Source organism: Sphingobium algorifonticola (assembly GCF_004005485.1).
Classification (GTDB): Bacteria; Pseudomonadota; Alphaproteobacteria; order Sphingomonadales; family Sphingomonadaceae; genus Sphingobium; species Sphingobium algorifonticola.
Genome location: NZ_RZUL01000007.1, coordinates 39,015 through 54,002, shown reverse-complemented (window position 1 = coordinate 54,002; position 14,988 = coordinate 39,015). Strand labels below are relative to the sequence as shown.

The following is a 14,988-nucleotide window of genomic DNA, read 5'->3' as shown; positions in this document are numbered from 1 at the left end:
CACTTATGAGAAAATTGAGGTCGTTTTTGTCGTAAAAATCATATCCACCTTCGTTAAGAAGGGGACATCTATAAAATCACCGGTACTAAAAGCGCCTTGATGCAGTTCATGAAGGAATCGCAGCCTGTTGTCAGGCTCGTTTTAGCAGCGCGCCGGATGTCCGATACTGGTTATAAGACATACCGATACCGACTTGGGACAGACGCTGCCTGCGCGTGGCGCTCGCAACCAAAAATCGCGACTATTGGAGCGATGCTGTCGGGGCATGTCGCAACGCAGCTGTAGAATTCGCCCAGCTGTCCACGCCCTTTCAGGGGCAGTTGATTGCCGTTTATCCCGCTCATGATCTGACATTTGATACCTTCCCCCAGCACCGTTCCGCTGCACCGCGATACAGACCGCAATCGCCGAAAATGACGTGGGGCAGCTCGCCAATGTTCGGCGCTGACGACCGGGCGGCGTCTCCTCCGCCAAGGTGCACCTGCTCGATTGCGCGGACGATCGCAGTTGACTCATGCCATTTATTGGTATCTGGTCTTACCAATAAATGGGAGAATGGTGAGATGGACGAACGGCATCGGCGGTTAAACCTGCGTGCGGGAGCAACGATGCTCGCCGCACTGAGCGGATTGACGTTCAATGCCACGGCCCAGGCCCAGGAAGCGCAGCCGCGCCAGGTCGAAGCTGCACCTTCGCCCCGTCAAGTAACCCCACTGATGGACGGTTGGCGCTTCCATTTCGGTGAAACGCCCGAAGCGGCGCTGCAACAGGATTTTGACGACAGTGCATGGACATCCGTCTCGCTGCCGCACAGCTGGAACCGTATGGGCAACTACGCGCCCGAACGGGCAGAAGGCTCGGACGTGCGTCAGGGAAGTGGATGGTACCGCCTCAACCTGCCGGACATCAAACCGCCCGAGGGCAAGCGCGTCATCATTCAGTTCGACGGCGTTGGCGCCATCGCCGACCTGTGGGTGAATGGGACGCATGTTGGCACGCACAAGGGCGCATTTTCTCGTTTCCGATTCGACATCAGCGATTACCTGAAATCCGGTCAGACCAATCTGCTGGTAGTGCGCGCCGACAACAGCAAGCCTGGACCAGGGAGCACCACAGAACACGTCATCCCGCTCGGCGGAGACTTTTTCGTTCACGGTGGCCTGTATCGGGGCGTGTCGTTGCTTACGGTTGATAGCGCTGGGTTCGATCTCATGGATCACGGCGGCCCGGGTGTGTATGTTTCGACTCCGTCGATCACCGCCGAGGCGGCCAAGGTCGCCGTGCTGACCCGATTGCGCAATACTGGTCGCAAGCCGCGTCGCCTTTCGCTCACGACCCATATCGCCGATGCTGATGGGCGGATCGTCGCGACGTCAATGCAGCCAGTAGCTCTGGAGGCCAGTCAGGCACGCGAGATCACTACCGCACTCGCTCTTCCCAAGCCCCGCCTTTGGCAGGGTCGCAGCGACCCCTATCTTTACAAGGTCACCGCCGAATTGCGCGACGGCAAGCGGATTATCGACAGGGTGACCGAGCCGTTCGGGGTACGCAGCTTCACCATCGATGCGGGGCGAGGCTTCGTCCTCAATGGCCAGCCGCTGCGGCTCCACGGCGCCTCGCGCCATCAGGACAGGCAGGGTAAAGGGTGGGCACTGACACCCGAAGATCATGCCGAAGACATGGCAATCATGGCCGAAATGGGGGTGAACACCGTCCGGCATGCCCATTATCAGCACGCGCAGGAATGGAGCGATCTCGCCGACCGTACCGGCATGGTAGTGAAGGCCGAACTACCCTTTGTTCATCAATCCGCTTTTGACGATGGCTTGTCTGCCCCTGAACTGCTCGCAAATGCCCGGCAGCAGCTGACCGAACTCATCCGGCAGAATTACAATCATCCTTCGATCATGTTGTGGTCGGTTGGAAACGAGATCGACATCGGCGCAGCGATCGCCGCGCTGCAGCGGGGCGGCAAGGGCGAACCAGCCAAATCTCGCGATATGCTGATTAATCTGGACGCTCTCGCCAAGGCCGAAGACCCCTCCCGCCCAACGGTCTATGTGGATTGCTGCGAAGCTGTCCCCTCGCCGCTCGCAAGGCCGGGTGCGCAGATATTGAACGATGTAACGCAGGTGATCGGGCTCAACCGCTATTTTGGCTGGTATTATGGCCAGCCAAGCGATCTTACTGCCGCGCTTGTCGATCTGCGTGCGAAGTATCCCGGTCGGGCAATGGGCCTTACCGAATATGGCGCAGGGGGCGCCTTCACTCAGCACACCGACAATCCGCTGGGCGGCACGGTTCACGCCAATGGCCGCCCGCACCCGGAAGAGGTGCAATCCTGGGTGCATGAAGAAACCTGGAAAGTCGTCGGATCGTCCAACCTGCTCGCCGGAACATGGCTTTGGAACATGTTCGATTTTGCATCGACCAGCCGCGAGGAAGGTGAAGCCTACGACCTCAACGACAAGGGGTTGGTCAGTTATGACCGCAAGACACGCAAGGACGCCTATTATTTCTACAAGGCGCAGTGGTCGCAAGAACCTGTGCTCTACCTGACAGGGCGCCGCTATGTGGACCGCGCCTATCCGGTGGTCGACGTGCGCGCCTACAGCAACGCATCGAGCGCGAGCCTTACAGTCAATGGGCGCGCCGTGGGGACCGTCGCTTGTCCCCAGCGCATCTGCGTTTGGCCAGGCGTGAAGCTCGCCGCGGGAGAAAATGAGCTGTCCGCCCAAGCAGAGCGCGAGGGCGCGCAGTTGACCGACACACTGCGCTGGACGGCGCCAGATGCCGCCGCCGGGCTGAACATTCGGGCCGGGCACCTGACCGGCATCACAACCTCTGACGGACTACGTTTCGGATCTGACAATTTTTTCAGCGGCGGCCGCGCCTCCGGCTTGCGCCTTGCCGGACGCACCCGGCTCGCGCCGAGCAATGTCACCGGCACGCCCGATCCCGAGCTATACGGCTCCTACCGTGCCGGAGAGTTCAGCTACAGCCTGCCTCTGCCGGACGGTTTGTGGACTGTGACCCTCCATATGTTCGAGCCAGAGATCGATGCCGCCAAGGCGTCGGCGCGGGCAATGACGGTGCAGGCCAACGGAAAGCAGGTGCTGACCGGTTTCAACCCCGCCTCAGCCGCTGGCGGATCACTCAAGGCAGTGACGCGCAGCTTCCCGGTTCAGGCTCGTGGCGGTCAGGTCATGCTAACTTTCTCGGGCGGCGAAGGCGGCGCGGTGGTTTCGGCCATCTCGGTCCAGCCAAAGCGCTAAGCAGGAAGCCAACGATCATGGTAACCCGAAGAGGGCTCATCAAGGCCGTCGCGGCGGGCGGCCTTGCGGCAAACATGCCGCAGCTTGCCAAAGCGCGCGCGGCGGACAGTACCCTGCCCAACATCCTGTGGCTCGTCAGCGAAGACCATAGTCCGTTTCTCGGTTGCTATGGCGATCCCCTCGCACGAACACCGGTGATCGACGCTCTGGCCAAAAGGGGGGTGCTCTACAGCCGCGCACACGCCAACGCGCCAGTCTGCGCGCCCTCGCGCTTCGGCATCCTCACCGGCTGCTATCCTGAAAGCGTTGGCCCGGCTCAGCATATGCGAGCGATGGCCAACCTTCCAACAGAACTGAGGACCTATCCCGAATACCTTCGGACGCTCGGCTATTACTGCACCAACAACGATAAGACCGATTACAATTGCGATGTCGAGCCGGAGCGAATCTGGAACGAGTCCAGCGCCAAGGCCCATTGGCGCCGTCGTCCTGAAGGTGCCCCGTTCATGGCCGTGTTCAACTACATGACGACGCATGAATCGCGCCTGTTCGGGCCGAAGCCGGTCGATGGCGCGGTTAGGCCTGAACAGGTGAGCATCCCGCCATACTTGCCCGATACGCCGGAGATCCGCACCGACTATGCCAGCTATTACAACCTCATCGCGCGCATGGACGGCGAAGTCGGGGCGCGACTGGGCGAGTTGGAGGCGGACGGCCTCACGGATGATACGATCATCTTCTACTATTCGGACCATGGCGGGGTGCTGCCGCGCAGCAAACGCTATTGTTATGAAGAAGGCTTGCGCGCAGCACTGATCGTCGCCTTTCCGCCGAGGTGGCAGCACCTCAGTCCTGTACCGATGGGGAGCCGCGTCGATACACCGGTCAGCCTGCTCGATTTGCCGCCGACGCTGCTATCGCTTGCAGGCGTACCCAAGCCAAGGCAGATGCACGGCGCTGCCTTCCTCGGCAGCCAGCGTGCCGCACCGCGCAGCTTCACCTTCGGGATGCGCAATCGCATGGACGAACGTTACGACTTCGTCCGCACCGCCTGCGACGGCCGCTATCGCTACATCCGCAACTACATGCCGCACCGCCCTTGGGGGGCTTATTCGTCATTCGAATGGATCGCCAAGGGCTACCAGTCGCTCGACACCGCGCGGATCGCGGGGACGCTCACACCCGATCAGTCACGGTTCTTCGGCCGCAAACCTTTCGAAGAGTTCTATGATCTCGAACGCGATCCGCACCAACTCGTCAACCTGATCGACGAGCGGCCGCAGACGGCGAGGCTTGCGACGTTCCGCAAGGCGCTTGATCGCCATATGCTGGCGATCCGCGACAATGGCTTCGCGCCCGAAGGCGACGCGGGCGAAGGCTATGCCGCGGCAAGGGACAAGACGCTCTACCCGCTTGCCCGCATCATGCGCGTTGCCAATGTCGCGGCGCGTGGAGACAGCCGCAATGCAAAGCGGCTGGCAGCTTTGCTCGGGAATGAGAATGCGATCATCCGCTTCTGGGCGGCGACGGGGCTGGTGATCCTTGGCGAGAACGCTGACATTGCCAAGCCGGGCCTGTTGCGCGCGGTGACCAACGACAGCGCGTCGGCTGTCCGCATCGCCTGTGCCGAGGCGCTGTGCAATCTGGGCGATGTCGAAACGGGCCTCGCCGAGTTGGAGCGCGCCATCGCTACCGGCCAGCCGCTACCCCGGCGCTTGATGGCGCTGAACGCAATCGATGCGATCGGGAGCAAGGCTCAGCCCATCGTTCCAGCGATCAAGGCCATCGTCGATGACGACGAAGACTATGTTTTGCGCTCCGCCCGTTACCTCTCTGCGGTGCTTGACGGAACCTACCACCCCAACCTGCCCACGGGACGGCCGCGACAGGCCGGACCGGGTGGCGGCTGAATGTAACCGAAGGCGACGCGGCGATGTCGTCGCCCAAATCAGTTGAAAGCGTGATGCAATGAAATCGATCGTTTCCGGGAAGCTGCGCTGGTGGATCATCGGATTGGTGACGCTGGGCACGATCCTCAATTATCTTGCGCGCTCAACCCTGTCGGTCGCGGCGCCCACGCTGAAAACCGAATTCGCGATGACGACCGAGCAGTACAGCTGGGTCGTCCTCGCCTTTCAGGCCAGTTATACGGTTATGCAGACCGTTGCAGGCTCAGTGCTCGATGCGCTCGGCACCCGGCTGGGGTTTTTCCTGTTTGCGGTGGGTTGGGCATTGGCCAATATGGCACATGCTTTCGCTACTGGCTGGCAGAGCCTTGCCTTCTTCCGCACGTTGCTGGGTGCGACCGAAGCAGCGGCTATTCCTGCGGGAGCCAAAACCGTGGCGACCTGGTTCCCGGCGCGCGAACGCCCGCTCGCCACCAGCATGTTCCAGATGGGCACGAGCGTTGGCAACATGATCGCTCCGCCGTTGGTTGCATACTGCATCCTTGTTTGGAACTGGGAGGCAGCGTTCATCGTCACCGGCCTGCTTTCGCTCCTGTGGGCGGGGATGTGGTGGGTAAGCTACCGCGATCCCGCTGCGCACATCGGCCTGTCCGATACCGAGCGCAAGCTGATCGAGGACGGGCGCGGGGACGATCTTCCCGAAAAGCCCGCGAGCAAGCGCGCAGTGCTGCGCAGCCGCTCCTTCTGGGCCATCGCCACCCCGCGATTCCTGTGTGAGCCCGCGTGGCAGACCTTCAACTTCTTCATCCCGCTCTATCTCGTCGCGGTCTGGAACCTTGACCTCAAGTCCATTGCGCTCTGGGCTTGGCTGCCATTTTTGGCGGCGGATTTCGGCAGTCTCGCGGCAGGACTGCTGCCGAACTGGCTGATGCGCCGCGGTGCCGGGTTGCTGACCAGTCGCAAGATCACCATGACATTGGGCGCGCTGTGCATGATTGGACCGGCTTGCATTGGCCTGGCTACTTCGCCCGGCATGGCGATTGCGCTGTTCTGCGTCGGCGGGTTTGCGCACCAGATGCTGAACGGCGCGCTCATGACCCTGTGTTCGGATGTGTTCGACAAGTCGACGGTCGGCACTGCCACCGGCATGGCAGGCACGTCAGCATGGGTCGGTGGGATGCTGTTTACACTCTTGATCGGCCAGAGCGCGGATACCTTCGGGTACAATCCGCTGTTCGTGGCGCTGGCGGCGCTCGATCTGCTGGCGGCGGTCGTGCTGTGGGGACTGCTCAGAGATCGCGGTCGGGAATTGCGCGCGGCTGCGTGAACATTGCCGCGTGATTGACGATCCTGCGGCAAGTACACCTAAACTGGCATGACCTCTTGGCGGAAATGGCTGTGTTATGCGTTGCCGGAGCGGCACGAAAATTGTGCATTACTGCGGATTTCGCTTGTAGGCGCGCGATATTATGTGGCAGATATATCACTTTGCGCCTGCCCTGAAATTGGTCAGGCCTATCATTAGGAGCATCAGCGATGGCACGTCCGAAAAGACTGTCGGACACCCCGAAAGAAACCTCGCAGGCCGAACGGCTCTACCAAAAACTTGCGCGGGAGCTTTTCGCTGATCTTGCCGCGGGGCGCTACGCCGTGGGCGATCGCCTGCCGGCCGAGCGCGAACTGTCGGTCCAGTACAATGTCTCCCGCCCGGCCGTGCGCGAGGCCATGATTGCGCTTGAAGTGCAAGGGCTGATCGAAGTGCGGATAGGGTCGGGCGCCTATGTTCGCGCCCTTCCGGGAGAGGCGGACTCTCCCGGCTTCGATGTTACAGCCTTCGAACTGATGGAAGCGCGCCTGCTTGTGGAAGGGGAAGCGGCCGCCTTGGCAGCCGTGCATATCGCCGATGACGAGTTGGGCGAACTTGAACGGCTTGTCGATGCAATGGAGGATGAAAACCGCCTTCCCGGTGTCAGCACAAACGCCGACTACGCCTTTCACATGCTAATCGCCACCGCGACACGGAACGCAGTCATTCGCAGCCAGGTCGAGGAGATGTGGCACCTGCGCTCTACGTCACCCAACTGTGCGTTGCTGCTGGGAAAAGCGCGCACCGCCAACGTTCAGCCGGTCGTGGAGGAGCATCGCGCGGTGCTGGAAGCACTGCGTGCGCACGACTCCGCGGCGGCGCGCGCCGCTATGCGGCATCATATGTCCTCGGTCATCGATCACCTGCTGTTCGCGACCGAGGCCGAAGCGGTGGAAGCGGCGCGCCGCGATGTTGCCACGACTAGGGCGCGCTACGCGCGGGCTGCGAGCCTCTGAGGTGACCTTGCAACCCCTGAAGCTCCACCCTGACCGCCTGCTGCCGACGGACCCCGAAGTGCGCTCCATCGCCCGGCGTCTGCTCGAGAGCATCCGCGACCTGCCGATCGTCAGCCCCCACGGCCACACCGACCCGGCGTGGTTTGCAACCGACGCGCCTTTTGGTAATGCGACCGCGCTGCTGCTCCAGCCCGATCACTACGTCTTCCGCATGCTTTACAGCCAGGGGATCTCGCTGGAGGCGCTGGGCATCGCGCCTGTCGATGGCAGCCCTGCGCCGGATGTCGACCCGCGCGAGGCATGGCGCATCCTCGCGGCGCACTACCACCTGTTCCGTGGCACGCCATCACGCATGTGGCTCGACTGGGTATTTGCCGAAGCCTTCGGACTTGATGTGCAACTGAGCGCCGCGACGGCCGATCGATATTATGATCACATCACCAGCGCGCTTGCCACCCCCGCTTTCCGCCCGCGCGCGCTGTTCGAGCGGTATGGGATCGAAGTGATCACCACCACGGAAGGCCCGCTCGACAGCCTTGCGCATCACCGCGCCATCGCCGAATCGGGCTGGCAGGGTCGGGTGCTCACCGCCTATCGTCCCGATCCGGTGGTCGACCCTGAGTTTGAGGGCTTCCGCAGCAACCTTGCGACCTTCGCCGAATTGACGGGCGAGGATACATTCACCTGGGCGGGATATCTCGCCGCGCACCGCAAGCGCCGAGCCTTTTTCGCTGCCCACGGGGCAACCTCGACCGATCACGGCCATCCTACCGCCCAGACCGCCGACCTTGCCTCGCACGAGGCCGAGGCGCTGTTCGCGCGAGTGATAGGCACCGACGTCTCGTCGACCGATGCCGAGCTGTTTCGCGCCCAGATGCTGACCGAGATGGCCGGCATGAGCGCCGAGGATGGGCTGGTTATGCAGATTCACCCGGGTTCGTTCCGTAACCACAACCCGGCGATCTTCGCGCGCTTCGGCCGTGATAAAGGGGCGGATATCCCGACGCGCACCGATTATGTCCACGCCCTGCGCCCCATGCTTGCGCGCCATGGCAACAACCCCACGCTGACGATCATCGTCTTTACCCTCGACGAAAGCGTCTATGCCCGCGAACTTGCGCCGCTGGCTGGGCATTATCCCGCGCTGAAGCTGGGACCAGCATGGTGGTTTCACGACAGTCCCGAAGGCATGCGCCGCTTCCGCCACGCGATGACTGAGACGGCGGGCTTCTACAACACTGTCGGCTTCAATGACGACACCCGCGCCTTCCTGTCCATCCCGGCTCGCCATGATGTCGCACGGCGGATCGACTGCGGGTTCCTCGCGCAACTGGTGGCTGAACATCAGATTGAGGAATGGGAGGCAGCCGAACTCGCAAGGGATCTCACCTACAACCTGGCCAAGCAGGCCTATCGGTTGTGAGGCTATCGCAAGCGGCGCTCGGTGGGCTGGCGACGCATGTCGCCCGCCTCGGCTACGATTGGCAGGCGCAGGCCTGCGGCATTGTCCATTTCGGAATCGGCGCGTTCCACCGCGCCCATCAAGCAGCCTATACCGACGCCGCCATGGCGGCTGGTGACCGCGATTGGCGGATCACCGGAGTTTCGCTTCGGTCGGGCGATGTCGCAGCACAACTTGATCCGCAGGACGGGCTCTACACCCTCACCGAACGTTCGGGCGAAGACGCTTCAACCCGGTTGATCGGCGCAATAGGGCAAGTGATCGTCGCTCCCGAAAATCCGTCAGCAGTGATCGCGGCCATCGCCGATCCGGGCACCCGGATCGTGAGCTTCACCGTCACCGAAAAGGGCTATGTTCGTGCGGCTGACGGGTCGCTCGACTGGAGTAACGCGGCGTTGGCGTCGGACGCTGCGGGCAATGCCGCGTCGCGCACAATCTACGGCTACCTCGCCGCTGGTCTTGCGCGCCGACGGGCGTCGGGGTTGCCCGGCCTGACGTTGCTTTGCTGCGATAATCTGGCCGACAATGGCCGCCAGTTGCAGCGGTTGATGACAGCCTATTTGGAACGCACCGAACCGGCACTTGCGGACTGGTTCCTTCGCGAGTGCCGCTGCCCCTCGACCATGGTGGACCGGATCGTGCCCGCCATGACAGATGCGGATCGGGATTGGGTTGCAGGCAAAATCGGGCTTGTCGACGAAGGCGCGATACTGACCGAACGCTTCACGCAATGGGTTATCGAGGATGATTTTGCAGGCCCTCGCCCTCGCTGGGAGGCAGTGGGCGTGCAGTTCGTGGCTGATGTCAGCGCCTATGAAGCGGCCAAGCTGCGGATGCTGAACGGGGCGCATTCGGCGCTTGCCTATCTTGGGCTCGAGCGCGGGCACGCATTCGTCCATCAGGCGGTCGCCGATCCCGTCGTCCGGCCACTGATTGAAAAGATCATGCGCGAAGAGGCTGCCGCGACGCTGGCACCGGCGAGCGGGATAGATACCTTCGCCTATGCCGACCGGCTGCTGGACCGCTTTTCGAACAGCGCGTTGCAACACCGGCTTGTTCAGATCGCAATGGACGGATCGCAGAAGATCCCCCAACGATGGCTCGAACCGCTGGCAATTAATCAGGCTGCCGGACGGATGTGCCCCGCAACGCTCGAGGCGCTCGCGGCATGGTGTCGACATGTCCGCGGCGACTCTCGCCCGGTGGATGATCCGCGAGCGCGGGAGCTCGCTGACATCTGGAAGACCAAAGGGGCCACTGGCATTTCAGCCGCTCTATTTGGTGAAAACGGGCAGTTTGCCGCCACGTGGGTCGCATCGCCCAGTGCCCTGGCATTCTTGGATCAGCGCCTCGCCTGACCGTTCGAAAAGGCCGCCGCCAGCTCCGTCAGGAACTTGCGGCGACACGGGAGAAGCGGATTAGAAACCAAGCCGAACACGCGCGCCGAAAAAGCGGCTGGCATTGCGTGGAATCTGCTGAAGAATGATGAAGGGATCGACGCGGGTCGATGTGTCATCGATGATCTGCGTCACGTAATCCTGATCGAACAGGTTATTGACGAACAGGCTGACCTGCCAGTTCTTGTCATCGCCCTGCAGCCCGATCGACGCGTTGGCGAGTCCGTAGGCGCCCTGACGCGTGCGCGGATTGCCTCGCAGATCGAAGAAGATGTCATCCTGCCAGGTGAAGTTCCCGTTCGTCACCAATTCAACGCCGGAGGCGATCGGCGTTTCGAAATTGAAGCCCAGGTTGAACTTGAAATCGGGAGAGTTGTTCAGCTGCGCACCCGCGAGGTCCTGCGAAAACAGGCCGGAAGCCGGATTGCGGACGCAGCCCTGTTCGACGGTTTGCCCGAAATAGCACTCCGAATTCGGGAATTGTCGGATGGTTGCGTCAACGTAAGCCCCGGAAGCGAAGATGGTCAGTCCTTCGGCGGGATTGAGCGTTGTTTCAAGCTCGATCCCCCGCGTGCGCAGCTTGCCGACATTGACCAGCTCGAACTGCGCAACCTCCAGCTCGGTGTTGATGCCCTGAGACTGATAGTCGTCATAATCGGTCCAAAAACCGATCAGCTGGAATTGCGCCATATTGTCGAACGCCTGCCCCTTCAGCCCGATTTCATAGGCGACGCTGCTTTCCGAACGAATGGGATTGTCAGCACGGCGCTGGTTGAAGCCGGAAGAAATATCGTAAGCCTGCCCCTTGTAGCCCGTGGCGATCGAGGCAAAGGCCATCAGGCCATTGTCGAAGAAGTGCTGCAGCGCGAGCTTGCCAGTGAACGCGGTTTCCGCGTCGGCACCGCGGAAAATCGCCTGCTGCCCCGGACGACGATCATCGAACTCAACTCCGATCCTTTCGCGATTGACCCGCGCGCCGAGGGAGACAAGCGTTTTGGGCGAGAGATCGTAACCCAGTTGCACGAATGCCGCATAGTTACGGATCTTCGCGTTCGAGTCCCAGTTCTGCCGCAGCGGCGGGGCGGTTGCAGTCCGCACGAAGCTGCGGTCAGTCTCGCCGTCCGCGAAATAGGCTCCGACGATGTAGTCGAAATCGCCATCGGTGGGCGACGTCAATCGCAGTTCCTGTGTCACGGTGGTGGTATCGTAGGTCGAATCCTGGAAAATGTCCGGGGTCGGCTGCAAATCCTGGTCGTTCTGCGCGAGATATTTCCAGTTCTGCAGACTCGTGATCGACGTCAGTGTTGCGAAGTCGAGATCGACACTGATCCGGCTCGACAGCAGCAATTGCTTCGAATCATTGACCGCCTCATTATTGATCCGAACGTTGCGATTGGTCGGCCCCGGGGTAATCCCCGTGAGATTGAGCTGCTGGTTGCCGGGCGTCCCATTGGCGCGAACCCGATCGACCTGACGATAGGTGTTGTCACCGCCGTTATCAAAGAACTCGCTGTAATCGGCGGTCAGTTGCACATCGACCTTGCCGAACGTGTAGTCGAACCGACCACGCAGACCCCAGGCTTCTTCCTGCCCGAGCATGTTGCCGGTCTGGAGATTGCGCAGAAAGCCATTGAAATTGTTGTAGAACCCCGAAACTCGAAATCCACCATTCGCGTCGATCGGGCCCGAGATAGCGGCCTGAGTGCGATATTCCTCGTCATCCGTGACAGACGCTTCAACGAACCCGGTCAAGGTTTTCGAAGGGGCCTGCGATACGATGCTGATGACGCCCGCAGATGCGCTCTTCCCGAACAACGTGCCTTGCGGGCCGCGCAGAACCTCAATGCGGGCGACGTCGGCAAAGTTGCCGATCGACTGTCCGGGCAACAGAAGCGGCACGTCATCGATCATCACGAGCACGGCAGGTTCCGCCGCGGTCGAGAAGCTGAAGGTGCCGATGCCCCGCAGGAAGATCGGGTTCTGGTTGCGGTTGCCGCTGGTGGTGATGGTGAGCGAGGGGGACACGGCCGTCAGCTCTGTGAAACGATCGATCTGCGCGGCCTGCAAAGTATCCTGACTGATTGCAGAAATCGCGACGGGCACGTCGAGGATGTTTTGACTACGCTTTTGAGCGGTGACGATAATCACCTTGGCATCAGCATCGTCGCTGTCGTCGGCGGAGTCCTGGGCGTACGCCGTTGCGGACATGGCAAACGAGATGGCGAGCAATGACGCTGCTGCACGCGGCGCAATCGCGCGGAAAAGCCTTTTGCGGGCCATATTACTCTCCCCGTTGGGTTATCGCTATTGGTCATGCCAGTTTGCAGCATCTGGATAGACCATGCAAAGTGATTGATTGGATGATATCCAATCAATGCGGTGGATAGAATTTGGGAGCGACATCGCCCGATAAGATGAGTGGATCACCGATGCCATGCGACCGCAACCTGTCGGCAGCGCGAGGAAAGCCCCCGGACAAGGAGCCGTCAGATCCTATCAGCCAGGCATCAGGCTTCGAGCTTCTCGAAAGCCAGGCCCGAGGGCCAGCTTATCGGTTGACCCGCGTCCATCGCACTTTCGCCCAGCAAGGACGCTACACTCGCGTGATAGGCCTCACGCAACAGGCCGGGGGCGGGGGTGCCTGTCTTGACCGCTTCGGCGAAGGCTTCGAACTGAAGCATGCTTTCGTCATATTCGCCCCAGCCAAGCGATTCCCCGGGCGTAGTGACGGGAAGCTCGGGAAACCACGTCGCCCCACCAATCGGGATGGTGCGTCGACGCCCCTTGGCGACATCCCGGCGCATCTGCTGCAGACCCGGCACTCGCGGCGGCGTCTCGGCATAAATGCGCCCCAATTCGGGCTCGATGGAGCCCTTGTGCCCCATGATCTGCTCCTCGCAGCCATAGCGCGCGTTGTTGAGGAGCGACGTGTAAACCAGCTTCCGCCCGCCAGGATAATCGAAGATCAAAGCGACATGATCGTAGACCTCGCGCCCGTCCTTCCAGAAGCAGATACTTCCTGATCCCATAACGCGCGTTGGCAACGCGCCGAAGAACCAGTTGGCGACCTGGATCTGGTGTGTCGCAAGCTCCGTCATCAGCCCAGCGGAACTTTCGCGGTAAAGACGCCAGTTGAGCTTGCGTTCAAGGTCGCTGCCCGGCGGCACCGCGCGTCGCCAGTCGCGGTTGCGATGCCAGCTGGCGCGAACCTGCGTAATCGTGCCGATCTCCCCTGCCCGCGCGCGGGCGAGCGCATTGAGATAGGTCGGGTTGAATAGCCGTTGATGGCCGATCTGCAGAATGCGGCCCGCCGCTTGCGAACGCGTGACCATGGCAGTGCAATCGGCGATGGTGCGGGCCATGGCCTTCTCGCACCAGACGTGAAGCCCCGCATCGAGCGCATCGAACGTCTGGATGGCATGGACGTGGAGCGGGGTCGCGATCACCACGGCATCGATCCCGCCCGCGTCCAGCATCGCCCGGTGATCCGTAAACGCGGGGGTGGCCGCCGGCAGGAGCGCCCGCGCCTTGTCGAGATGCGGGGCATAATCGTCGCAGATCGCGGCGACCGCACAGTTTCGTGTCTTGAGGATGTTCTGGATCAAGGCGCGGCCGCGATCGCCCGTGCCGATCACGCCCAATCTGACCCGATCGCGCCCGATCGGGTCCGCCGCCGAAGCCGCGGCCCAAGGCGCCAGTTGCGCCATGCCGGCCAGCGCAGCGGCCTGCACAACGCGGTCGAGAAACAGGCGGCGTGTCAGATCGAAAGCATTGTCAGACATTGCAGGCAAGCTCTCCGGTAATGGCAAGGGTGATAGCATCGCGACCTTCGTAACGAAAGCAAAGCATCCGGCCCGAGTGGCGCTGCGCGAGGCGATCACGTTCCTCGGGCGAGGCGGCAAGGAGTGCGGTACTCAGGCCTTCCGCCCTCGCCCCTTGCGCGGCCACGGCGACTGCGGTGAGGGGCGCAGTGACGGGCGCTCCGTTATCGCTGCGCAGGGTCGGCTGACGACAGGGCGCGGCAGCATCTACCGTCGCGGAGACGGACAAAGCCTCATCCACCAGGTCGAGTTCGGCAAGGAAGGTTCCCGGCGCAAAGGGGTGAGGAACGCCTATCGGCCATGGACCGCCAAGCGGATGCTGGCCGATGGCGAGGATCGAACTTTCACCTGCCGACAGCAGACCCGATTGCACGCCCCCTGCCCTCAGCGAAGCCGCAGCAGCATCGAGCGCCAGCCCCTTGCCCATGCCGCCGAAGTCGAAGGCAAGCGGGCCTTCGGCCTCGACCCGGCCCCGTGCGATATCAAGGTCCCATGCCCCGCGCGGGGCCCCCTGGCGCACGGTCGCATCAAACAGCCCGTCGGTCATGCGCATCAATACGCGGGTCTCGATCAATGCTGCCAGCAATATGGGATCATCGACCGCAGCGCCACTTGCCACCGACAGCGCCTCGTTCAGCGTGACCGTAGGCGACGGACGATGGATAGTCAGCGCATCGTCGACCCGCTCGACTTCGTGACGGGCCAGCCGCAAGGCTTGCGGATCACACGGCCCGAAGGCATGCAGCTCCACCCGCGTTCCCATCGCCACGAAGCACTCTGCATGCCCCTCGGTCATGGCGCCAC

At 62.0% G+C, this 14,988-nt stretch carries 9 protein-coding genes; 6 read left to right on the top strand and 3 right to left on the bottom strand.

Annotated elements, in window-relative coordinates:
- Window positions 1-215: 215 nt before the first annotated feature.
- The 6 genes from ENE74_RS15330 to ENE74_RS15305 all read left to right on the top strand — a co-directional run bounded on the left by ENE74_RS15330 (window position 216) and on the right by ENE74_RS15305 (window position 10,324).
- Window positions 216-3,275 carry a glycoside hydrolase family 2 TIM barrel-domain containing protein gene (locus ENE74_RS15330; protein ID WP_241242039.1) on the top strand — a complete coding sequence of 1,020 codons (3,060 nt, stop codon included), beginning with the start codon at window positions 216-218 and terminating at the stop codon, window positions 3,273-3,275.
- 17 nt (window positions 3,276-3,292) lie between these two features.
- Window positions 3,293-5,185 (top strand): sulfatase-like hydrolase/transferase, encoded by a 1,893-nt coding sequence (locus tag ENE74_RS15325; protein WP_127691785.1) that lies wholly within the window; start codon window positions 3,293-3,295, stop codon window positions 5,183-5,185.
- A gap of 58 nt (window positions 5,186-5,243) precedes the next feature.
- Window positions 5,244-6,509 carry an MFS transporter gene (locus ENE74_RS15320; protein ID WP_127691784.1) on the top strand — a complete coding sequence of 422 codons (1,266 nt, stop codon included), beginning with the start codon at window positions 5,244-5,246 and terminating at the stop codon, window positions 6,507-6,509.
- A 209-nt stretch (window positions 6,510-6,718) separates the two neighbouring features.
- Window positions 6,719-7,504, top strand: a complete 786-nt coding sequence (locus tag ENE74_RS15315) for a FadR/GntR family transcriptional regulator (protein WP_127691783.1) — start codon at window positions 6,719-6,721, stop codon at window positions 7,502-7,504.
- 1 nt (window position 7,505) lies between these two features.
- Entirely contained in the window at window positions 7,506-8,927 is a 1,422-nt protein-coding gene (uxaC, locus tag ENE74_RS15310) for a glucuronate isomerase (protein ID WP_127691782.1), read from the top strand.
- The gene (locus ENE74_RS15305; RefSeq protein ID WP_241242038.1) at window positions 8,924-10,324 is read left to right on the top strand and encodes a mannitol dehydrogenase family protein; all 1,401 of its coding nucleotides are present in this window, start codon (window positions 8,924-8,926) and stop codon (window positions 10,322-10,324) included. Before uxaC ends, ENE74_RS15305 begins: the two co-directional genes overlap by 4 nt.
- Window positions 10,325-10,384: 60 nt before the next feature.
- On the opposite strand, the gene ENE74_RS15300 is transcribed toward ENE74_RS15305, so the two are convergent.
- From ENE74_RS15300 to ENE74_RS15290, 3 genes are all read right to left on the bottom strand, one after another.
- On the bottom strand, window positions 10,385-12,643 hold the full coding sequence (locus ENE74_RS15300) for a TonB-dependent receptor (protein ID WP_241242037.1): 2,259 nt from the start codon (window positions 12,641-12,643) through the stop codon (window positions 10,385-10,387).
- A gap of 227 nt (window positions 12,644-12,870) precedes the next feature.
- Entirely contained in the window at window positions 12,871-14,145 is a 1,275-nt protein-coding gene (locus tag ENE74_RS15295) for a Gfo/Idh/MocA family protein (RefSeq protein ID WP_127691780.1), read from the bottom strand.
- Window positions 14,138-14,980 carry an FAD:protein FMN transferase gene (locus ENE74_RS15290; protein WP_127691779.1) on the bottom strand — a complete coding sequence of 281 codons (843 nt, stop codon included), beginning with the start codon at window positions 14,978-14,980 and terminating at the stop codon, window positions 14,138-14,140. The genes ENE74_RS15295 and ENE74_RS15290 overlap by 8 nt, the downstream gene beginning before the upstream one ends.
- Window positions 14,981-14,988 lie beyond the last annotated feature (8 nt).